Annotated in this window: 22 protein-coding genes; 11 read left to right on the forward strand and 11 right to left on the reverse strand. The window is 61.8% G+C overall.

Annotated elements, in window-relative coordinates; all coding sequences use genetic code 11:
• Positions 1 to 11 precede the first annotated feature (11 nt).
• From J2X43_RS06150 to J2X43_RS06160, 3 genes are all read right to left on the reverse strand, one after another.
• On the reverse strand, positions 12 to 704 hold the full coding sequence (locus J2X43_RS06150) for a DsbA family protein (RefSeq protein WP_112518146.1): 693 nt from the start codon (positions 702 to 704) through the stop codon (positions 12 to 14).
• A 109-nt stretch (positions 705 to 813) separates the two neighbouring features.
• Positions 814 to 996: a hypothetical protein gene (locus J2X43_RS06155; protein WP_310291814.1), complete on the reverse strand. Its 183-nt coding sequence runs from the start codon at positions 994 to 996 to the stop codon at positions 814 to 816.
• 53 nt (positions 997 to 1049) lie between these two features.
• Positions 1050 to 1535: a DUF721 domain-containing protein gene (locus tag J2X43_RS06160; RefSeq protein ID WP_112518220.1), complete on the reverse strand. Its 486-nt coding sequence runs from the start codon at positions 1533 to 1535 to the stop codon at positions 1050 to 1052.
• Between the two features lie 95 nt (positions 1536 to 1630).
• Here J2X43_RS06160 and mutY point away from each other — a divergent pair, with 95 nt between their 5' ends.
• The 5 genes from mutY to J2X43_RS06185 are packed head-to-tail and all read left to right on the forward strand — an operon-like array spanning position 1631 to position 4877.
• Positions 1631 to 2722, forward strand: a complete 1092-nt coding sequence (gene mutY / locus J2X43_RS06165; RefSeq protein ID WP_310291820.1) for an A/G-specific adenine glycosylase — start codon at positions 1631 to 1633, stop codon at positions 2720 to 2722.
• 3 nt (positions 2723 to 2725) lie between these two features.
• Positions 2726 to 3334: an HAD family phosphatase gene (locus J2X43_RS06170; protein ID WP_310291822.1), complete on the forward strand. Its 609-nt coding sequence runs from the start codon at positions 2726 to 2728 to the stop codon at positions 3332 to 3334.
• A 2-nt stretch (positions 3335 to 3336) separates the two neighbouring features.
• Positions 3337 to 3702, forward strand: coding sequence for a nuclear transport factor 2 family protein (locus tag J2X43_RS06175; protein ID WP_112386415.1), 366 nt, complete (start codon positions 3337 to 3339; stop codon positions 3700 to 3702).
• Between the two features lie 17 nt (positions 3703 to 3719).
• Positions 3720 to 3947, forward strand: coding sequence for a hypothetical protein (locus J2X43_RS06180; protein WP_112386416.1), 228 nt, complete (start codon positions 3720 to 3722; stop codon positions 3945 to 3947).
• Between the two features lie 9 nt (positions 3948 to 3956).
• Positions 3957 to 4877, forward strand: a complete 921-nt coding sequence (locus J2X43_RS06185) for a hypothetical protein (protein ID WP_310291828.1) — start codon at positions 3957 to 3959, stop codon at positions 4875 to 4877.
• A 75-nt stretch (positions 4878 to 4952) separates the two neighbouring features.
• On the opposite strand, the gene J2X43_RS06190 is transcribed toward J2X43_RS06185, so the two are convergent.
• The 5 genes from J2X43_RS06190 to J2X43_RS06210 form a co-directional block, all read right to left on the reverse strand.
• Positions 4953 to 5423, reverse strand: coding sequence for a DUF6790 family protein (locus J2X43_RS06190; protein ID WP_310291831.1), 471 nt, complete (start codon positions 5421 to 5423; stop codon positions 4953 to 4955).
• A gap of 169 nt (positions 5424 to 5592) precedes the next feature.
• Complete coding sequence (locus tag J2X43_RS06195; RefSeq protein ID WP_112518152.1) at positions 5593 to 6723, reverse strand: site-specific DNA-methyltransferase; 1131 nt, start codon at positions 6721 to 6723, stop codon at positions 5593 to 5595.
• A gap of 148 nt (positions 6724 to 6871) precedes the next feature.
• Complete coding sequence (locus J2X43_RS06200; RefSeq protein WP_310291833.1) at positions 6872 to 8245, reverse strand: pilus assembly protein TadG-related protein; 1374 nt, start codon at positions 8243 to 8245, stop codon at positions 6872 to 6874.
• A gap of 203 nt (positions 8246 to 8448) precedes the next feature.
• Positions 8449 to 8805, reverse strand: a complete 357-nt coding sequence (locus J2X43_RS06205) for an antibiotic biosynthesis monooxygenase (protein ID WP_310291835.1) — start codon at positions 8803 to 8805, stop codon at positions 8449 to 8451.
• Complete coding sequence (locus tag J2X43_RS06210; protein WP_310291837.1) at positions 8802 to 9131, reverse strand: NIPSNAP family protein; 330 nt, start codon at positions 9129 to 9131, stop codon at positions 8802 to 8804. Before J2X43_RS06210 ends, J2X43_RS06205 begins: the two co-directional genes overlap by 4 nt.
• Before the next feature lie 72 nt (positions 9132 to 9203).
• Between J2X43_RS06210 and J2X43_RS06215 the strand changes: the two genes are divergently transcribed.
• Positions 9204 to 9890, forward strand: coding sequence for a helix-turn-helix transcriptional regulator (locus J2X43_RS06215; protein ID WP_310291839.1), 687 nt, complete (start codon positions 9204 to 9206; stop codon positions 9888 to 9890).
• A gap of 5 nt (positions 9891 to 9895) precedes the next feature.
• Here the strand turns inward: J2X43_RS06215 and J2X43_RS06220 are convergent, their stop codons facing one another.
• Entirely contained in the window at positions 9896 to 10561 is a 666-nt protein-coding gene (locus tag J2X43_RS06220; RefSeq protein ID WP_310291842.1) for a GntR family transcriptional regulator, read from the reverse strand.
• A gap of 180 nt (positions 10562 to 10741) precedes the next feature.
• Here J2X43_RS06220 and J2X43_RS06225 point away from each other — a divergent pair, with 180 nt between their 5' ends.
• Positions 10742 to 11431: an HAD family hydrolase gene (locus tag J2X43_RS06225; protein WP_112386425.1), complete on the forward strand. Its 690-nt coding sequence runs from the start codon at positions 10742 to 10744 to the stop codon at positions 11429 to 11431.
• Here J2X43_RS06225 and J2X43_RS06230 read toward each other — a convergent pair whose 3' ends face one another.
• Positions 11432 to 12349, reverse strand: a complete 918-nt coding sequence (locus tag J2X43_RS06230) for a diacylglycerol kinase family lipid kinase (protein WP_310291844.1) — start codon at positions 12347 to 12349, stop codon at positions 11432 to 11434. It lies immediately after the preceding gene.
• A gap of 60 nt (positions 12350 to 12409) precedes the next feature.
• Entirely contained in the window at positions 12410 to 13108 is a 699-nt protein-coding gene (locus J2X43_RS06235) for a hypothetical protein (RefSeq protein WP_310293753.1), read from the reverse strand.
• A 198-nt stretch (positions 13109 to 13306) separates the two neighbouring features.
• On the opposite strand from J2X43_RS06235, the gene thrC reads away from it, so the two are divergent.
• Genes thrC through J2X43_RS06255 form a run of 4 tightly spaced genes read left to right on the forward strand, consistent with a single transcriptional unit; the run spans position 13307 to position 19582 of the window.
• Complete coding sequence (thrC, locus tag J2X43_RS06240) at positions 13307 to 14707, forward strand: threonine synthase (RefSeq protein WP_310291846.1); 1401 nt, start codon at positions 13307 to 13309, stop codon at positions 14705 to 14707.
• 24 nt (positions 14708 to 14731) lie between these two features.
• Entirely contained in the window at positions 14732 to 16030 is a 1299-nt protein-coding gene (locus J2X43_RS06245) for a pitrilysin family protein (RefSeq protein ID WP_112537179.1), read from the forward strand.
• A 28-nt stretch (positions 16031 to 16058) separates the two neighbouring features.
• A complete protein-coding gene (locus J2X43_RS06250) occupies positions 16059 to 16673 on the forward strand; it encodes a GNAT family N-acetyltransferase (RefSeq protein ID WP_112537178.1) in 615 nt (204 codons plus the stop codon).
• Positions 16670 to 19582, forward strand: a complete 2913-nt coding sequence (locus J2X43_RS06255; RefSeq protein WP_310291852.1) for a sensor domain-containing phosphodiesterase — start codon at positions 16670 to 16672, stop codon at positions 19580 to 19582. Before J2X43_RS06250 ends, J2X43_RS06255 begins: the two co-directional genes overlap by 4 nt.
• Positions 19583 to 19725: the final 143 nt, after the last annotated feature.

Raw genomic sequence — 19725 nt, forward strand, 5'->3', positions numbered from 1 at the left:
AACGGTACGGTTCAGAGCAGGCTGTCGATAAGTGCCGACATGGAGTCAACCGTCATGTCCCCAGCGTAACGCTTGCCGTTGATCAGGAAAGTAGGCGTCGCGTTGACGCCGAACTCCTTAGAGCCCCTTTCCCGCGTAGCGTTCACTTCATCCAGAAGCTTCTGGTTCGTCAAGCACTTCGTAAAGCTATCCTCACTAAATCCAGCAAGTTTGGACATCTGCAGAAGGGCAGCGCGGCGATCGTCGGCTGCGGCCCAGGTTTCCTGCTGCTTGAAGAGCATCGAGACCATCGGGAAATACTGTTCCGGCGTGCTGAGCTTCGTCGGATCGGAAGCGTTGCAACGGGCCAGCATGAAGGCTGCAGCAGCGGCCGGATCGAACGGGAATTCGCGGATGATGAAGCGGACCTTGCCGGTCTCGACATACTTCTTCTTGATCTCGTCGAAGGTGGTGTTGTGGAAGTGGGCGCAGTGCGGGCAGGTCATCGACATATATTCGACGATCTTGACCTTGGCATCTTCCGGACCGAGCGCCATCTCCGGCAGTTCACCGGGCTTGAGCACCGCTTCCATGTCGACATCGCCTTCGGGCTGCGGAATTTCGACCGCCGCCTGCGCTGCCGTGGAGAGCGCCAAAGTCGCGCCTGCAGCGGCGACACCGCTCAGGAGCTGGCGTTTCGTCATTTGCATTTCAGAGATGTGCATGGATTCCCCATAAGCAAGAGTAGCGGCTGAATGTGCGATATAACGGCTAAAGGCCGCGAACAAGGCACGCTTCGCCAACTTTCTTCAAAGAATTGTGACCTTGCAAAGGCTAAGGGATGAATTGTTCTTCATCTGACATGGTCAGAAGTGGAAATCCGCTTCGCGTGATGCGATCGAAGACGGTTTCGGCGTCGATATCGATACCCGAGTCATTGATCGACTCCTGGATGCTTCGACGCATCGCCTCGTCCGGCGCCTCACGTTCACTGTCAATCGACTTGTCTTTACACATCGCCTGCTCCTCGCCTGAAAACCAACCCAGAAGCTTCCAATCGCAAACAGCGGCTACCGCCGCTTCCCCAGCACCGCGGTGCCCAGCCGTTTCACCGCCTCGCGCAGCTTGTCGCCCTCGATGCCCTCCAGCATGCCTTCGAGCTTGCGGGCCGCCTCGCCTTTCAGCGGTGGCGGGGTGCGGGAGCGTTTGCTGGCCTGGGAGACCGGTTTCTGGACGATGCGGATCTGGTGGACGGCGGAGAAGCCGAAGAAGCTGTTGATGCGCTGGATCAGTTCGCCCTGGGCGTGGGTGAGGAAGAGGGCGCGGGCGCCTTCGCAGGCGATCGTCAAGACGCCGGGCTTGTAGGTGCCGTCCTCGCCGCCGCGGGCCCAGGCGATCTTTTCGGGCCGCGTGCAATCGGCAAAATCCTCGCCGGCGATCTCGTCCCAGGAACCGAGCAGCGCGGTGTTGATGCCGGCACGCTTGGCGAGCACCGGATCGATCAGGCCGTTGGCCAGTTCGGAGATCTGCTTCTCACCTTTGCGTGGATAACTCATCGAAACCTTCTGATGCTGCCACCAATCGGCAGGGCCGCCTTGATCCGCGGCAATGCTTCGCCAATTATAGGCCACTCCCCTGCCTCCGGTAAACGATGACTTCAAAGACATTGACCGCGCCCAGCGCAAAGCCCCTGCTCGAATGGTACGACCGCCACCATCGCGATCTGCCCTGGCGCATCTCGCCGCCGATGGCGGCGCGCGGCGTCAAGGCCGATCCCTATCGCATCTGGCTGTCCGAGGTCATGCTGCAGCAGACGACGGTGCAGGCGGTAAAGCCCTATTTCGCCAATTTCCTGGCGCGCTGGCCGACGGTGAACGATCTGGCGGCGGCGCCGAGCGACGATGTCATGGCCGCCTGGGCAGGACTCGGCTATTACGCCCGCGCCCGCAATCTGAAGAAATGCGCCGAAGCGGTCGCCGCCGGGTATGGCGGCATCTTCCCGGATAGTGAAGAGGGCCTGAAATCGCTACCCGGTATCGGCGACTACACAGCGGCGGCCGTTGCGGCGATCGCCTTCAACCGGCAGGCGGCGGTGATGGATGGCAATGTCGAGCGGGTGATTTCCAGGCTCTATGCCATTTCCACGCCGCTGCCCACGGGCAAGCCGCTGATGAAGCAGAAGGTAGTGCTGCTGACGCCCGCTGACCGGCCCGGCGATTTCGCCCAGGCGATGATGGATCTGGGCGCCACGATCTGCACGCCGAAGCGTCCTGCCTGTTCGCTCTGTCCGTTCAATGGATCGTGCGAGGCGTTGCGGCTGCACGATCCCGAGCTGTTTCCGGTCAAGGCGGCGAAGAAAGAGAAGCCGGTGCGGCACGGTGCGGCATTCGTCGCGGTCACCGGAGAGGGCGCGATCCTGCTGCGGCGGCGCATCGAAAGCGGGCTGCTCGGCGGTATGACGGAGGTTCCGACAACGGGGTGGACGGCGCGGATCGACGGGGCGACGAGCACGGATGCCGCGCCCTTCCCGGCGGAATGGCAGCCCTGCGGCACCGTCATTCACGTCTTCACCCATTTTGAACTCAGGCTGCAGATCTTTCGCGTGGCGATCTCCGATCCCGTTGAAATCAATGACGGATGGTGGGAACCGGTTACAAATCTTGAAGCCCAGGCGCTGCCGACGATCATGAAAAAAGCGATCGCAGCGGCTATTCCTCTCGCGTTCAAATCAGTCAAGGAATGATAGATGCCCATCAATCATATTGTCTTCGATATCGGTAAAGTGCTGATCCACTACGATCCGAGCCTGCCCTACCAGCGGCTGATCCCCGATGCCGGAGAGCGCAAGTGGTTCTTCGACAATGTCTGCACCCATGACTGGAACATCGAGCAGGACCGCGGCCGCTCCTGGGAAGAAGCCGAGGCGCTGCTGATCGGCGCGCATCCGGAGCGCGAAGAGCAGATCCGGCACTTCCGCAAATACTGGCACGAAATGGTGCCGCATGCCTATGACGACAGCGTCGTCGTGATGGAAGAGCTGATCGCGCGCGGCCATGATGTGACGATGCTGACGAATTTCGCTTCCGACACGTTTCGCGAGGCGCAGGTTCGCTATCCCTTCCTGACGAAGACGCGCGGCGTTACCGTCTCGGGCGATGTGAAGCTGATCAAGCCGGATGTGGCGATCTACGAGATGCATGCCGAGAGCTTCGGCCTCGATCCGGCAACATCCATCTTCATCGACGACACCATCGTCAATGTCGAAGGTGCGCGGAAGGCAGGCTGGCAGGCCGTGCATTTCACCGGTGCGGACAAGCTGCGCGCCGACCTCAGAGCGTATGGCGTGGAGATCTGATCATGGCATTCGATCCGGTCGAAGAGATCAAGCTTTTCCATGGCGCGATCAATGCGCTCGATTTCCAGACGATCGAGAACTATTTCGCCGATGACGCGACCTATGTCTCGAACGGCGTCGGCAGCCTTGCTGGGCGCGAGCAGATCATGACGGCGTTCCGCAAGTATTTTGACGATTACCCGGATCAGACGGCGATCGACATGCTGGTGGAAAAGGTGAGCCCGCGGGCCGGGCGCGCGGTCTGGTCGGTCCGGGCAACGCATAGCGGCACCGGCAAGCCGCTGATCCGCGAGGGCGAGGAAACCATCACCTTCAACGAGGATGGCCGCGTCACGCATGTGCAGGTAACCGATTATCAGGCATTCTGACCAGAAGGGCGGCAGCGATGCCGCCCTTTGCGCAACAATTTCTGCAAATCGCACAACCAGCTGAAAGACTTCAGGAACATTCTTCTTTTCCGGTTGTTTTGATCTCAGCCGCTTCACTTGCGGCAGGCATCAATCAGCAGCCCGGCAGAGCCGGCAGGAGGAATAGGATGGGTAGAGGTATTTTGCTTTGGTTTCTCGGGGTTCCGATTCCGCTGATCCTGATCATCCTTCTTTTCTGGCACTAGGAGATCACGATGTCGCAACCCGTATCGAGCGTCGTTACCGGCGCTCCGCAGGAATCGTCGTCCTCGGCCGTCAGCTGGGGGCCGATTCTCGCCGGCACGCTGGCCGCCACGGCGATCACCCTGATCTTCATGCTGATCGGCTCCGGACTTGGGCTGACGATGATTTCGCCCTTCGCCAACAGCAGCAGCTCGCTGGCGACGATCGGGGCGACGGCGGCTGTGTGGCTGATCGTTGTGCAATGGGCGTCGTCGGCGCTCGGCGGCTATATCACCGGCCGGCTTCGCTCAAAGTGGGTCGGGGTTCACACCTATGAGGTGTTCTTCCGCGATACGGCGCATGGCTTTCTGGCCTGGGCGCTGGCAACGCTTATTGTTATCGGCCTGCTGGGCTCGGCGGTATCCTCGCTCGTCAGTGCCGGTGCCAGTGCGACCGCGACTGCGGTTGGAGCAACAGCGGCAGTGGGTGGCGCGGGAGCAGCGGCTGCAGTGTCCGGTTCAGACAATACGGGCGGCTTCTCGACATCCTACTTCACCGATGCGCTGCTGCGCCCGGCTGATGGCAGAGCTGCGCCTGAGAACCAGAGCAACGAAGCGGTCAGCGCCGAGATTTCCCGCGTGCTGATCAGCGGTGCGGCGCAGGGCGAAATCTCCGCCGACGATCGTGCCTATCTCGACCAGGTGGTTGCCTCGCGCACCGGGCTTTCCGAAGCCGATGCAAAAACCCGCGTCGATGGTGTGCTGAAGCGTATCGATGATGCGAAGGTAGCGGCGCAGAAGGCCGCCGATACGGCCCGCAAGACGGCATCGGGTGTTGCGCTGATCGGCGCCATGTCGCTGCTCGTCGGCGCCTTCATCGCCAGCGTTTCGGCGGCGATCGGTGGACGCCAGCGGGACGACGATGAAGAGCGCGAGGCGCTTCTGAGGCGCTGACAGCCCGACCTGCGATCAAACTCGACGCCCGGATCAGTTCCGGGCGTTTTTCTGTTTGCCTGACGCGACGCGTTTCTACGCTGCGAAAGTCAGGGCGCGGGCGACGAGATAGATGGCAAGCACGGCAGAGATGCCGATGTCGGAGAGCATGGCAATGGTCTCGCTTCTGTTCCTCGACGGCTGCGTAAGGTGTTTCAGCCCAGCCAGACCGAAGAAAATGCAGCCGACCAGTGCAGCCGGCACTACCCAGTTCGGCTGGAAAAGGCTCGCTGCACCCAGCAATCCGATCGAAAGATTGCCGAAGCCGATCTCCTGGACCAGCGGAAATGCTTTCTCGTCAGTGACGCCGAAGATCTTTTCAGCCGTAAAGGACGGCTGGGCGACCTGCTTGAGACCAGCGAGCAGAAGGCGCAGGCCGACGCCCCAGAACACGAACCACTTGCCGACGAGAAAAAACAGATCGGCATTGGCGGCGAAGACAGCTTCCGAAACTACGGAAACGATGGGCAATACCAGCATCAACAAAAGCACTGTTGCGAAATACATGACAGCCCCCAAGATCACGCATTGGCTGCCAGTTAACGATGGGACGCGACAAGTTAGCAAGATCAAAAGAAAGGCGCCCAGGGTGTTGATCCCGGGCGCCATGAGCCTTCTTCCGTAACTGGAGGTACAAACACCGGAAGAAGGTAGTCTCGATCGGTAAAGGCTTACGTTATTCGGCCTTCGCCAGATCACTGCGGATGACGGCCCGGAGATCGTCGATCGGGCGAAGGGTCTGCCCGTCTTCGAAATGCCAGAAGGTCCATCCGTTGCATGCATCAAGACCCTGGACCTTCGCGCCCAGGCGATGAATGGAGCCGGCGTCGCCGCCGGAGGCCACGGTGCCATCGGCGCGGACGATCGCGCTGTAGCGGCGGCGTGCATCGTAGAGCACCTGGCCGGGCTTGATCAGACCGCTTTCGACGAGCACATTGAAGGCGACGCGCACTTCCTGCTTCTTGCCGGTCATCACAGTCAGTTCCGCCTTGCCGAGCGGCTCGACGGCGGCGATGCGGGCCGAGGCTGCATCGATGTAATCCTGCTCGCGCTCGATGCCGACGAAGTGACGGCCGAGGCGCTTGGCGACGGCGCCCGTCGTGCCCGAACCGAAGAACGGATCGAGGATCACGTCACCCGGCTTCGAGGAGGCCATGATGACGCGGGCGAGCAGTGCTTCCGGCTTCTGGGTCGGGTGAACCTTCTTGCCGTCGTCACCCTTCAGGCGCTCGCCGCCGCTGCAGATGGGGAACAGCCAGTCCGAGCGCATCTGCACATCGTCGTTCGATGCCTTCAGGGCATCGTAGTTGAAGGTGTAGCCCTTGGCCTTGGCGTCCGGGCTTGCCCAGATCATCGTCTCATGGGCGTTCTGGAAACGGCGGCCCTTGAAGTTGGGCATCGGGTTGGTCTTGCGCCAGACGATGTCGTTGAGGATCCAGAAATTCAGATCCTGCAGCGTGGCGCCGACGCGGAAGATGTTGTGATAGGAGCCGATGACCCAGATCGTGCCCGTCGGCTTCAGAACGCGGCGGCAAGCCAGCAGCCAGGCGCGCGTGAAGGCATCGTAGGCCTCGAAGGAAGCGAACTGATCCCACTCGTCATCGACCGCATCGACCAGCGACTGATCGGGACGGTGCAGCGTGCCGCCGAGCTGCAGGTTATAGGGCGGGTCGGCAAAGATCACATCGACGGAATTGGTCGGCAGGGCCTCGAGGGCAGCGACACAATCACCCTTGATGATCGTGTCGATCCAGGAATCCGGCTTAACGGAGGTCTTAAGATCGGCAAGCGGAAAGACAGACGCCATTATGTTACTCGCTCATACACTTACGCTTTTAACTGACCGTTATGGTTACCCAGTTTGGTTACCAAAGCCTGAAGCGGTGAGCGATTTCGGGAAATTATCGAACTATACACGCAGAAAATGAAAAGGCGGGCACCTGGCCCGCCTCCCCTCAATTCGTCAGCCTGAGGCCGCTCGTGGCACTCGCCGCCTTGCTGAACAGGGCCGACATCGAGGCGGCCATGTCGTCGGTGGGTTTGACCTCGAAGAACAACCCCTCGGTGGCGCAGGCTTTCAGGTTCGGTCCGATATTTTTGGCAAAGACCGGATTGATCGCCTGGTTCCAGATCGGATCGGTGGGGATCGGCAGGTAGGTGGTGTAGAGCACGGCGACCTTGATACCGCGATCCTTCAGCGCCGAGCAGAGCTTCGGGTCGATCGGCTGCAGGCAGCGGTCCGGATTGGACCACCAGGAGCCGCCGGTGCAACTGCTCTTGCGGCTATCGCCCAGGCCGTCGGTCACGAAGAACACCACTTCCTGGCGGTCGCCGGTGCTGGCGCCGGTGCCGCCATCGGTCTTGATTTCCTTGCCGATGCTGGTCAGCGCCGTGTCGAAACTCGTCAGCGCATCCTCGTTGAACTGATGATGCTGCGTCGTCATCAGGTTGATCTGGCCAATGGCGTTGCGCATGGTCGAGAGATCGCCGGTCAGGGTTGCGATCCGCTGGATACCGTAATAGGGCGCCGTTTCAGAGGCCGCGGCGCCGAACGTATAGGCGGCGAAGCGGTACTGGTTCGGCTGGGTTTCCCCGGCCGCATCGTCCATCAGCCCCTTGACGGCCTCGGTCACCACGTCGATCCGCAGCGTTATATCGTTGGCGCGGGCAATGAGATAGTTGCTGTCCGTGTTTTCAACGCCGCTGCCCCAGACCATATGGCAGGCGAAGGCACAGTTGCGGCCCGCGGCATCCGGGGCATTTGCGGTCGCCTTTACAAGCGCGTCGATATCGGCCTGCGTCGCGCCGATGCCCATCGACGGCGTATTGTCGAGCAGCAGGTAGAAGTCGGTGTAGCTGGCGCTCGACATGCCGCCGCTGGAGGCGGTCGCCGTGCCGCTGACAGGCATGGAATTGATGCCCAGGATCTTCATGAACGTGGTCGGCGCCTGCGTGCCGAAATTGACGGTGGCGGTGACGACACCGCTTTGCTTGGCAACCTTTATCGAGACGTTGATAGGCAGCGAGCCGGCAGTCTGGCTAAGGCCGCTTGAGCGCTGCGCCATGAACATCTGTTGCGCATCCTGCTCGGCAATACTGACCTCACCGTCGCCAGTCATCGACTGGATCGCCTTGTAACCTGACGACTGCGGGGATATGGCGCCGAGGGCTGCAGCATCGGCTGCCTCCATCAGCTCGGTCCGAAGCTCGCTCTGGTCGCTGTAGTCGACAGCAAGACCTGCAGCGCCGAGCAGCGGCACCATCAGGATTGCGGTCATGACACCGAAATTGCCGCGCCGGTCCTTGAGAAAGGGACGTAAAGAACGCATTTTGAGTATGCCTCGGAGCTAAAATATAGTGCCGTTATGCACACCATTCGATAATATAGAGTAAGCATGGAAGCGTTTTCACGGCTTCGTGACTGAAATAGAAAGGCGATAAATACTTTAGATAGAAGTGATATTTCAATTTTATTCTATCACTGGTGGCATGCCGGAGTTGACGCCGGCACGCCTTCGTTGTCTTGGCCCTTTCAAGCCCCGGCGGTGTCGTGGACCTTGCGGCTGTCATCCGGCGCCTCGTCGCGCTCGAACATGCCGTAATCGCGGACGATGTGGCCGATACGCAAGCGGTAATCGGCAAAGACGCCGTTGCGGCCGGCGGCTTGGGCGTTGCGATGCGCCTCGCGATTGCGCCAGCCCTTGACGGCGTCCTCATCGCGCCAGAAGGAGAGCGACAGGATCTTGCCGCGCATCGTCAGGCTTTCGAAGCGCTCGATGGATATGAAGCCATCCATGCTCTCCAGTTCGGCGCGCAGCTCTCCCGCCAGATCGAGATATTTGTGGCGCTCGCCCAGAAAGGGCACGACCTCGAAGATGACGGCGATCATGGCAGCACCAGCTTGGCATGGGGTGCGGAGACATTCTTCAGGAAGATCCGGTCCTCCCTGAGGATGAAGCGCTCGCGCTTGGCGAATTCATAGTTCTCGCGGCCGCGCGGATCAGCGGCGAGCCTCGCACGGTAGGCCTCGTATGCGGCAAGGCTTTCGATGTTGTAGACACCGTAGGCCGTCGTCAGCGAGCCCTCGTGCGGGGCGAAATAGCCGATCAGGTCGGCGCCGTTCTGCGGGATCGCCTGTCCCCAGTTACGGGCATATTCGGCGAAGGCGTCCTTCTTGAACGGATCGATCTCGTAGCGGATGAAGCAGGTGAGCATCTCTTTCTCCTGTTGTCGTGAGAAGAGTTTTGCCATGTTGCGGCACCGGCATGCTTCGGTTACGATCGAAGTATGAAAGAAGGACCAGACATCGCACAGATCGGCTCGCTCATCGGCGATCCCGCCCGCGCCAATATGCTGACGGCGCTGATGGGTGGCAAGGCGCTGACGGCGACGGAGCTTGCGGCCGCCGGCGGCATCACGCTGCAGACGGCAAGCACGCATCTTGCCAAGCTTGAGGCCGGCAGCCTGCTTTCGCAGCGCAAGCAGGGACGCCACCGCTATTTCACGCTTGCCGATGACGGCGTCGGTAAGCTGCTGGAAAGCATCATGGGCTTTGCCGCCGGGCGCGGGCATCTGCGCCACCAGCCGGGACCGAAGGAACCGGCGCTGCGCAAGGCACGCATCTGCTACGATCATCTGGCCGGCGATTATGGCGTGCGGATGCTGGACAGCCTTGTCGGCTCAGGAGCGATCGACGCCATCGGCGATGGACTGGCGGTGACGGCAAAGGGCGAGGACCGGTTCCAGTGCATCGGCATAGACCTGCATGGCCTGAAATCGTCACGCCGTCCGCTCTGCCGCTCGTGTCTCGACTGGAGCGAGCGGCGTGCGCATCTGGCGGGCAGCCTCGGCAAGGCGCTGCTTTCCAACTTCTTCGACAAGGGCTGGGCGCGGCGCACGGCCGAAAGCCGCTCGGTGATCTTTTCGCCCGAAGGCGAGCGGCAGTTTCTGCAGCTCTTTCCGGTCGAGACCTGAGCCAATCAGCCGACGATGGCGAAGGCTTCCGGCTCGCCGGGCTTTCGCGCCGAGGGAGAACGGCCGATCCATTGCACATGTTTCTGCAGGATGACGGCCGCCTCATCGATGCGGCCCTGGCGTAGCGCCAGCAGGATGGCGCGGTGATCGTGGTCGGTGCGCTTTTCCCATCCGGAACGCCACGCCGAGTACAGGAAGCGAGCGCTTGCCGCATGCAGATCGTCGATCGCCGCCAACAGGCGGTTCATGTTGCAGGGCGCGAGGATCAGCCGGTGGAAGCGGCGGTTCGCCTCTTCCCAGGCATGCACGTCGGCGGCCGCATCGCCATCCCGGGTCGCCTGCTCGGCGGCATCGAGGATCGCCGATGTCAGGTGCTTGGCGGCGTGGCGGAGCGCCAGAACCTCAAGCGCCGCGCGCATTTCGGCGACTTCACGCACCTCTTCCAGATCGAAGGAGGCAACGCGCACACCGCGGCGCGGCTCGCTGATCGCCAGCCCCTGCGCTTCGAGGCGGCGGAAAGCTTCGCGCACCGGCACATGGCTGGTGCCGAATTCCTCGGCGATATGGTCCTGCCGAAGCCTGACGCCGGCGGCCAGTTCACCATGCACGATACGCTCCGCCAGGATGCGGCTGATGCGGCTTGCGATCGTGTCTTCGGGTTCCTTGGCCATGCTGTCCAATAATGCGCGGGAATCGGCTTGGCGAGGCTATCCTGCGGTGCCTTCCGGCGCAAATGGCATTCGGCGGCGACAAGCCGCCCACAGCGCGCATCGCTGCCATGTCAACGCCCCCGTTGAGCTTTGGAACGCCATCGTGTAAACCGCCGCCATCCCCAACAAGGCTGGACGAACATGCAGGGCTTCGACCTCATTATCTTCGACTGTGACGGCGTTCTGGTCGATTCCGAAATCATCGCGGCGCAAGTCGAATCCGCCCTTCTCACCGAGGCCGGTTACCCGATCAGCCCGGAAGAAATGGCCGAGCGCTTCGCAGGCCTGACCTGGAAGAACATTCTTCTGCAGGTCGAGCGTGATGCCAGCATCCCGCTTTCGGCCTCGCTGCTCGACAAGTCCGAGAAGCTGCTCGATCTCAAGCTCCAGCAGGATGTCGAGGCGATCGCCGGTGTCGCCGCTGCTATCGCCAAGCTCGATCTGCAGCGCTGCATCTGCTCCAATTCGAGCTCTGCACGCCTCGACATGATGCTCGGCAAGGTCGGCCTCAAGCCGCTGTTTGCGCCGAACATCTTTTCCGCCAAGGACCTTGGCCCCGACCGCACCAAGCCGAAGCCGGACATTTTCCTGCATGGCGCGGAGAAGATGGGCGTTTCGCCGTCGCGCACCGTTGTCGTCGAGGATTCGGTTCATGGCGTCCATGCGGCCCGCAGTGCCGGTATGCGCGTCATCGGCTTTACCGGTGCATCGCACAGCTATCCCTCGCATGCCGACCACCTGACGGATGCAGGTGCGGAAACCGTGATCTCGCGGATGAGCGATCTTCCTGGTGTCGTTGCCGCACTTTCCGAATGGGAAGGCGCGCTCTGATCAGACGAGCAGGTTAACGGCGCCGGGCAGTATCTCGAAACGTGCCGGAATATGCCCCGGCGCCTCGCCGTCGCTATCGACAGGTGCCGCCTCGCCGGCCGGCCAGACCTCGACCAGACGCGCCCGGTGGATGCTGACCAGCGGGCTTTTCACGTGATTGCCGCTGTAGATGCTGTTCATCAGCGTCAGCAGGCGCAGCCTCGCGGCACCTCTGATAATCACCACATCGAAGAGCCCGTCGGAAACATCGGCGCCGGGCGCCACCTTCATGCCGCCGCCGAACCAGGCGCCGTTGGCGACCGCAACGGCGGTGATCGGCCCGTCATAGACATCCTCGCCATCGAGCCGCAGGCGGATCTTGCAGGGCTTGTAGCGCAGGATCTGCATCAGGCTGTGATAGAAGAACACCATCGGGCCCGGCAGCCGCCTGCCCCGCCGTGCCTCGTTGACGGCGCTGACGATCTTTCCCGAAACGCCGAAGCTGGCGATATTGATGAAATGCCGGGTGCAGCTCACGCCGTCTTCGTTTTCGCAGGTCAGCAGCCCGGCATCGACGGAGCGCACCGGTGCGGTCAACAGATGTTCGGCGATCCTCGAGGGTTCACGGGGGATGGCGAAATTGCGGGCGAAATCGCAGCCGGTGCCCGTCGGAATGAAAGAGAAGACCGCGCCCGGACGCCTTGATCTGAGGATACCTCCCGCCACCTCGCCAACCGTGCCATCGCCACCGACGGCCAGCACCAGATCGCAGCCGTCTTCGGCGAGTTCCCGACCATGGCGCCCAGCATCGCCGAAACCCTTGGTTTCACGCAGGCTGATATCGGCCGAGCGGGCTTCGAGCGCACGCCGCAACGCGGACCAGAACAGCCGCCTGCCCCGCCTTCCCGACGCCGGATTGAGAACGATGCCGATTTTCATCGCGAAGAATCTCTCCCGCCATGACAGAAGCATGACGGGGAGGCCGAAACAAGCGGCGTATTAGGAGCTCTTGGCTTTCTTCTTGGTCTTCGGGGCGTTGCCCTGATCGAAGCCGATATTGACGCGAACCAGCGAACCCGAACCCACCGGCAGCTTGAAGCCGTCGTGGCGGAACAGGACCTGCGTCGACGTCTGGCCAGCCGGTATCTGCGCGGTGAAGGGCACGGTCTCGCTGTTGATTGCACCCTGGCTGTCGACAGCGCTGATGCGAATCGGCAGCGACACGGTACCAGGGCCGCCTGCCGGACCGGCGAGTACGCGAACCTGCGCAACGATGGTCATCGTCAGGTTCTGGTCGTTGAGCGTGCACTGGCGCGTATAGTCGCCGAATGCGGCCTGATAGACGATCTGGTCGGTCGGCTGCGCATCCTGCTGGCCTGCGGCGCTGTTGACGACAGCCTTCTTGCCGCCCTTGGCATAGGTGCGGAAGATAGCATCCTGATCGCGCATGTAGATCTGCGGGCAAGCGCCCTGAACGACCGGCTGCACGGCACCTGACGCATTGGTGGCGGTGCCGATCGGCTTGTCTGTCGAAGATGGATTCTGCGGGGCCATCGGCATGATCTGCGCGGTGCCACCGGTCTGCGCGGAAGCCTCTGCGGGCTTGCTGTCGCCGCCCATTCCGAGCGAGCTGCAGCCTGCGAGAAGAGCGGCCAACGATGCGGAAGCGATGAGACGCGGGACTTTGCCGAACACGATTATTCCACCCTCTTACAAAGTTTTTTGGCAGGCCCGAAGTCGCGTTTGCAAGGCCTTTCGTCACAGTTTGCGATGGTCTATATCAGCGGCGCAAACAAAAATCGATTGGGTAAGCGCCGTTTTGATGCACATTTCGGCTCGCAGCATTTCAGGCGCTTGCTTTCCTTCTCCGGATCGCTTCCGGCCATAACGTCAAGGATGAAGAACGTGGACTATATCTCGACCCGCGGCGAGGCCCCTTCTCTCGGCTTTTGCGATGCGCTTCTGACGGGTCTTGCCCGCGACGGCGGTCTCTACGTTCCGCGTCAATGGCCGCAGTTCTCCAAGAAGGAGATCCGGGCGCTGCGCGGCAAGAGCTATCAGGATATCGCGTTCACGATTCTCTCGCCCTTCACCAATGGCGAAATCCCGACCGAAACCTTCCGGGCGATGATCGACGAGGCCTATGGCACCTTCCGCCACCCGGCGATCGCGCCGCTGGTGCAGACCGGACCGAACAGCTTCGTCATGGAGCTGTTCCACGGCACGACGCTCGCCTTCAAGGATGTGGCGATGCAGCTGCTCGCCCGCCTGATGGACTATGCGCTGGAAAAGCGCGGCGAGCGCGCGACGATCGTCGGCGCCACCTCCGGCGATACCGGCGGCGCGGCGATCGACGCCTTTGCGGGACGCAAGCGGACCGACATCTTCATCCTCTTCCCGCATGGCAAGGTGTCGCCGGTGCAGCAGCGCCAGATGACCACCTCGACATCGCCGAACGTGCATGCGCTTGCCGTCAACGGCAATTTCGACGACTGCCAGAATCTGGTGAAGGCGATGTTCAACGACGGCGCCTTCCGCGACAAGGTGAAGCTCTCGGGCGTCAACTCGATCAACTGGGCCCGCATCATGGCTCAGATCGTCTATTACTTCACGACATCCGTGGCGCTTGGCGGACCGGACCGGAAGATTTCGTTCACCGTGCCGACGGGGAATTTCGGGGATATCTTTGCCGGTTATGCCGCCAAGAAGATGGGCCTGCCGATCGGCAAGCTGGTGATCGCCACCAACGAGAACGACATCCTGGCGCGGACGATGAAGACCGGCCGCTACGACATGAAGGAGGTCAAGGCGACCACCTCTCCGTCCATGGATATCCAGATCTCCTCCAACTTCGAAAGGCTGCTGTTCGAGGCCTATGACCGCGACGCTTCCAAGGTGCGCCACGCCATGGACAGCCTGAAGCAATCGAACGGTTTCGAGATCGCTCCGAAGGCGCTTGCCGCCATCAAGAAGGACTTCCGCGCCGGCCGCGCCAGCGAAAAGCAGGTGGCCCAGACGATCAAGGAAACGCTTGCCGAGACGGGCTATCTACTCGATCCGCATTCGGCGATCGGCGTCTTCGTTGCCGCCAAGCACGAGAAGCCGAATACGCCGATGGTGACGCTTGCCACCGCCCACCCGGCTAAGTTCCCGGCGGCCGTAAAATCGGCCTCCGGTATTGACCCGGCGCTCCCGACGTGGCTTGCTGATCTGATGCTTAAGGAGGAGCGCTTCCAAGTCATCGATCCGGAACTTAAGGCCGTTGAAAGCTTTATCGGCAAGCATGCCCGGACGTAATTCGGCAGCGCAGAAAGATAGCCAATGACAGTTGAGTGCACCCGGCTCAAATCCGGGCTGACAGTAGTGACACAGACCATGCCGCACCTTGAAAGTGCCGCACTCGGGGTCTGGATCAAATCAGGTTCGCGCAACGAAACGGAAGACGAGCATGGCATTGCCCACCTGCTCGAACACATGGCTTTCAAGGGAACCGCACGCCGCTCGGCACGCGATATCGCAGAGGAAATCGAGGATGTCGGCGGCGAAGTGAACGCCGCAACCTCGACCGAAACGACCTCCTATTATGCCCGCGTCCTCAAGGACCACGTGCCGCTCGCCATCGACATCCTCGCCGACATCCTGACGGAATCGGCCTTCGAGGAAGATGAGCTGGAGCGCGAAAAGCAGGTCATCCTGCAGGAAATCAACGCTGCCAACGATACGCCCGACGACGTCGTTTTCGACAAGTTTTCGGAGACCGCCTACAAGGACCAAACGCTCGGCCGCGCCATTCTCGGCACGCCGGAGACGGTCGTTTCATTCTCGCCGCAGCAGATCCGCACCTATCTCGGCCGCAACTACACGACCGACCGGATGTTCGTGGTCGCAGCCGGTGCCGTCGATCACGACGAGTTCGTCAAGATGGTGGAGCAGCGCTTCGCCGGCCTGCCGACAGCGCCGATCGCGACGCCCGTGATGGAGCCCGCGCGCTATATCGGCGGCAATATCCGCGAGACCCGCGATCTCATGGATGCGCAGATCCTGCTCGGCTTCGAAGGCAAGGCCTATCACGCCCGCGACTTCTACTGTTCGCAGATCCTCGCCAACATCCTCGGCGGTGGCATGTCTTCGCGGCTGTTCCAGGAAGTGCGCGAAATTCGCGGCCTCTGCTATTCGATCTATGCCTTCCACTGGGGCTTTTCCGACACCGGCATCTTCGGCATCCATGCTGCGACCGGCGGTGAGAACCTGCCGGAACTGGTGCCTGTCATCATCGACGAGCTGCACAAGTCTGCCGGCTCGATCGAGCAGAAGGAAATCGAGCGCGCCCGCGCCCAGATCCGCGCCCAGCTTTTGATGGGTCAGGAAAGCCCGGCCGCCCGCGCCGGCCAGATTGCCCGGCAGATGATGCTCTATGGCCGTCCGATCTCCAATCCGGAGATGATGGAGCGGCTAGAGGGCATCACCGTCGAGCGCCTGACCGACCTTGCCGGACGGCTGTTCTTCGACACCGTTCCGACGCTGTCGGCGATCGGACCGCTGGAGCAGCTTGCGCCGATGGAAGACATCACTGCTTCGCTGTCCGCCCATGTGCCGCAATCCAAACAGGCAAGCCGCTAGACCGCTTTCAGCCCGCCGGGAGTGATCGATGCCCAAATCGGTATTTCGGTTCCTGTCGCGGCAGCCGGAAGCAGTCGAGCTGGAGAACAGCCGCTATGCGTTGCGGCTGCCGCGCTATCAGGATTTCAACCAGTGGCACAAGCTGCGCTCGGAAAGCCGCAAGTTCCTGGAACCCTGGGAGCCGACCTGGCGGCGTGACGAACTGACGGAGGGCGCCTTTCGCGCCCGCGTCATCCGCGGCAAGCAGGAATATGCCTCCGGACAGGCGATCCCGCTCTTCCTGTTTTCCAAACCGAACATGGAACTGCTCGGCGGCATCACCATCGGCTATATCCGCCGCGGGGCGGCGCAGAGCTGCATGATCGGCTACTGGATGGGCGAGAAACACGCCGGTCAGGGCCATATGTTCGCCGCACTTCAGTTGGTTATACCCTATATCTTCGCAGGGCTTGAGTTGCACCGTATCGAAGCAGCCTGTATTCCAGACAACGCACGGAGCATTCGCCTGCTTGAGAAAGCCGGGTTTCAGCGGGAAGGCTATCTGCGCGGATACTTGAAAATCAACGGTCAGTGGCATGACCATGTGATGTTTTCACTGATCGCCACCGATACGGATACAGGCAGGAAAACCGACAGCCGATGACCACGAACCGCATGCTGCACACATCACCGTCCGGCCGATTGATCGCGGTGATCGCAGCTCTCTTCCTGTCGGTGCTTGCGCTGGCCGCCGGTACCGCACATGCGGCTGAGCCGGTGAAGATTTCGCGCGACGACACCGCGCTCGACCTCACCAAGACCACCGAGATTTACGCCAACCAGGGCGAAGCCTTCCAGGTGTCCACAGCAGCCGGTGCCGACGGCATCCGGCGCCGTATTGAGGTACGTGCCAGCTCCGACAATCACCAGGGCGACTGGGCGGTCTTCGCGCTCGCCAACGTTTCGGAAGAACAGCTGGAGCGCGTCATCGTCGCCCCGCATTTCCGTCTGGTGAATTCCAAGCTTTTCTGGCCTGACCTCGGCTCTCAGCGCATCATGGCGATCACGCCGAGCGAAGGCTTCGCGCTGGACCGGCAGCCGAGCGACGAGGCCGATGTCTTCCGCATCACGCTAAACCCAGGGGCCGTCATCACCTTCGTCGCCGAGCTTGCAAGCCCCGACCTGCCGCAGATCTATCTCTGGGAACCGGACGCCTACAAGGACACGATCAACGCCTTCACGCTCTACCGCGGCATCGTGCTCGGCATTGCCGGTCTGCTCGCCGTGTTCCTGACGATCCTGTTCGTCGTCAAGGGAACCTCGATGCTGCCGGCAACGGCAGCGCTCGCCTGGGCGGTACTCGGCTATATCTGCGTCGATTTCGGCTTCCTCGGCAAGCTGATCAGCATCGCTTCCGCGGACCAGCGAATATGGCGCGCCTGCGCGGAAGTGGCGCTGGCCTCGAGTTTCGTCATCTTCCTGTTCACTTACCTGAACCTCAATCGCTGGCACACGCATCTCGGCTACGCGACGCTCGCCTGGGTGCTAGGCCTCGCCCTGCTCTTCGGCGTGGCGATCTACGACCCGTCGATCGCCGCGGGTATCGCCCGGCTTTCCTTCGCGCTGACGGCGACGATGGGTCTGGTGCTGATCGTCTATCTCGGCCTCAACCGCTATGACCGCGCCATCCTGCTCGTGCCCGCCTGGGCGCTGATCCTTGTGTGGATCTTCGGGGCATGGCTGACGATCACCGGCCGGCTCGACAACGACATCATCCAGCCGGCGCTTGGCGGCGGTTTGGTTCTGATCGTGCTGCTGATCGGCTTTACCGTGATGCAGCACGCCTTTGCGGGCGGTGCGTTCCAGCAGGGTCTGTTTTCCGATCTCGAACGCCAGTCGCTGGCGCTGACCGGCTCCGGCGACATGGTCTGGGACTGGGACGTTGCGCGCGACCGCGTCGTCACCATTCCCGATGTTTCCGTGAAGCTTGGCCTGTCGCCCGGAACGATGCATGGCGCTGCGCGCAACTGGCTGCCGCGGCTGCATCCTGACGACCGCGACCGTTTCCGTGCCACGCTCGACGTGCTGCTCGAACATCGCCGCGGCCGCCTGAACCACGAGTTCCGCATCCGCGCCGAGGACGGCCATTTCCACTGGCTGCTGATCCGCGCCCGGCCGGTGCTCGGCTCCAACGGCGAAATCATCCGCTGCGTCGGCACGATCGTCGATGTGACGGAGCAGAAGAATTCCATCGAGCGGCTGCTGCACGACGCGCTGCACGACAACCTGACCGGCCTGCCGAACCGCCAGCTGTTCATCGACCGCCTGCAGTCGGTGCTGGCGCTGGCGCCTTCGGGCGATACGCTGCGCCCGACGGTGATGGTGATCGATATCGACCGCTACAAGCTGGTCAACGATGCACTCGGCGTTGCCGCGGGCGACAATATCCTGATCGCGCTGACCCGGCGCCTGCGCCGCCTGTTGAAGGCGCAGGACACGCTGGCGCGTCTGGCGGGCGACCAGTTCGGCCTGATCCTGGTTTCCGAGCGCGATCCGGCGAAGATCGCCGATTTTGCCGATGCGATCAGCAAGGCGATCATGGTGCCGATCAATTTCGCCAATCGCGAGATCGTCCTGACGGCGTCGATCGGCCTCTCCTCCTGGGTCGACCAGCAGGAGAATGCGGCCGGCATGCTGAGTGACGCCGAGCTGGCGATGTACCGCGCCAAGCGCGCCGGCGGCAATCGCGTCGAGCCATTCCGCCCGGCATTCCGCGATTTTGGGGCCGACCGGCTGCAGCTGGAATCGGATCTGCGCCGCGCCATCGAGCGCAAGGAACTGTCGATGGTCTATCAGCCGATCGCCCGGCTCGAGGATGTCGAGATCGCCGGTTTCGAGGCGCTGATGCGCTGGGAGCATCCGAAGCGCGGCAATATCCCGCCATCCGAGTTCATCCCGATCGCGGAAGCTTCCGACATCATCGGCCCGCTCGGGCTTTTTGCGCTGGAACAGGCGACCAACGACCTGATGGGCTGGCAGAACCAGACCGGCGAATTGCCGATCTTCGTGTCGATCAATCTCTCCAGCGTGCAGCTGCTCAACAACGAGCTCTATGACGATGTGCGCTCGGTACTGGCCAAGACCCATTGCGAACCCTCGCGCCTGAAGCTGGAGCTGACGGAATCGATGGTGATGGAAAACCCGGAACAGGCGCGCCTGGTGCTGCAGAAGCTGAAGGAAGCGGGCCTTGGCCTGGCGCTCGACGACTTCGGCACGGGCTATTCCTCCCTCTCCTACCTGACGCGCTTCCCGTTCGACACCATCAAGCTCGACAAGGCGCTGGTGCGCGACAATACCGACAAGAAGGCCACCATCCTGCGCTCGGTGATCAACATGGCCCGCGAACTCGACATGAAGGTCGTCGCCGAAGGCATCGAGTCCAACGAGGACGCGATCGAGCTTGCCAAGATGGGCTGCAGCTACGGCCAAAGCTACCTTTTCGGCCCGCCAATGCCTGCAGAATCGGTGCTGCGGCTGTTGAAGGAACGGTTTCCGCTGACGAAACGGGCGTAAGCTATTCCATTGCCTATGCGGGAAACGATCCCGCGCAGGCCATCCTTCCGATTGCAGATTGTGACAGGACGATGTGGCAAAGGCGTCACGTTTGTGGCGCTTTGCCACTTTTTTATACATATGCGTTTAGCATATAATTGACG

It is taken from the genome of Rhizobium sp. BE258 (genome assembly GCF_031457345.1).
Taxonomy (GTDB): domain Bacteria; phylum Pseudomonadota; class Alphaproteobacteria; order Rhizobiales; family Rhizobiaceae; genus Rhizobium.

Excerpts from the sequence above, each read along its gene's own strand:
- J2X43_RS06195 (WP_112518152.1), bottom strand. The coding sequence starts at position 6,723 with ATGGCGTCTGTCTTTCCGCTTGCCGATCTTAAGACCTCCGTTAAGCCG.
- J2X43_RS06185 (WP_310291828.1), top strand. The coding sequence starts at position 3,957 with ATGTCGCAACCCGTATCGAGCGTCGTTACCGGCGCTCCGCAGGAATCG.
- J2X43_RS06220 (WP_310291842.1), bottom strand. The coding sequence starts at position 10,561 with ATGGCCAAGGAACCCGAAGACACGATCGCAAGCCGCATCAGCCGCATC.
- J2X43_RS06160 (WP_112518220.1), bottom strand. The coding sequence starts at position 1,535 with ATGAGTTATCCACGCAAAGGTGAGAAGCAGATCTCCGAACTGGCCAAC.
- thrC (WP_310291846.1), top strand. The coding sequence starts at position 13,307 with ATGAAGAACGTGGACTATATCTCGACCCGCGGCGAGGCCCCTTCTCTC.
- J2X43_RS06180 (WP_112386416.1), top strand. The coding sequence starts at position 3,720 with ATGCCGCCCTTTGCGCAACAATTTCTGCAAATCGCACAACCAGCTGAA.
- J2X43_RS06205 (WP_310291835.1), bottom strand. The coding sequence starts at position 8,805 with ATGATCGCCGTCATCTTCGAGGTCGTGCCCTTTCTGGGCGAGCGCCAC.
- J2X43_RS06250 (WP_112537178.1), top strand. The coding sequence starts at position 16,059 with ATGCCCAAATCGGTATTTCGGTTCCTGTCGCGGCAGCCGGAAGCAGTC.
- J2X43_RS06155 (WP_310291814.1), bottom strand. The coding sequence starts at position 996 with ATGTGTAAAGACAAGTCGATTGACAGTGAACGTGAGGCGCCGGACGAG.
- J2X43_RS06255 (WP_310291852.1), top strand. The coding sequence starts at position 16,670 with ATGACCACGAACCGCATGCTGCACACATCACCGTCCGGCCGATTGATC.
- J2X43_RS06210 (WP_310291837.1), bottom strand. The coding sequence starts at position 9,131 with ATGCTCACCTGCTTCATCCGCTACGAGATCGATCCGTTCAAGAAGGAC.
- J2X43_RS06225 (WP_112386425.1), top strand. The coding sequence starts at position 10,742 with ATGCAGGGCTTCGACCTCATTATCTTCGACTGTGACGGCGTTCTGGTC.
- J2X43_RS06200 (WP_310291833.1), bottom strand. The coding sequence starts at position 8,245 with ATGCGTTCTTTACGTCCCTTTCTCAAGGACCGGCGCGGCAATTTCGGT.
- mutY (WP_310291820.1), top strand. The coding sequence starts at position 1,631 with ATGACTTCAAAGACATTGACCGCGCCCAGCGCAAAGCCCCTGCTCGAA.
- J2X43_RS06150 (WP_112518146.1), bottom strand. The coding sequence starts at position 704 with ATGCACATCTCTGAAATGCAAATGACGAAACGCCAGCTCCTGAGCGGT.
- J2X43_RS06175 (WP_112386415.1), top strand. The coding sequence starts at position 3,337 with ATGGCATTCGATCCGGTCGAAGAGATCAAGCTTTTCCATGGCGCGATC.
- J2X43_RS06215 (WP_310291839.1), top strand. The coding sequence starts at position 9,204 with ATGAAAGAAGGACCAGACATCGCACAGATCGGCTCGCTCATCGGCGAT.
- J2X43_RS06230 (WP_310291844.1), bottom strand. The coding sequence starts at position 12,349 with ATGAAAATCGGCATCGTTCTCAATCCGGCGTCGGGAAGGCGGGGCAGG.
- J2X43_RS06245 (WP_112537179.1), top strand. The coding sequence starts at position 14,732 with ATGACAGTTGAGTGCACCCGGCTCAAATCCGGGCTGACAGTAGTGACA.
- J2X43_RS06170 (WP_310291822.1), top strand. The coding sequence starts at position 2,726 with ATGCCCATCAATCATATTGTCTTCGATATCGGTAAAGTGCTGATCCAC.
- J2X43_RS06190 (WP_310291831.1), bottom strand. The coding sequence starts at position 5,423 with ATGTATTTCGCAACAGTGCTTTTGTTGATGCTGGTATTGCCCATCGTT.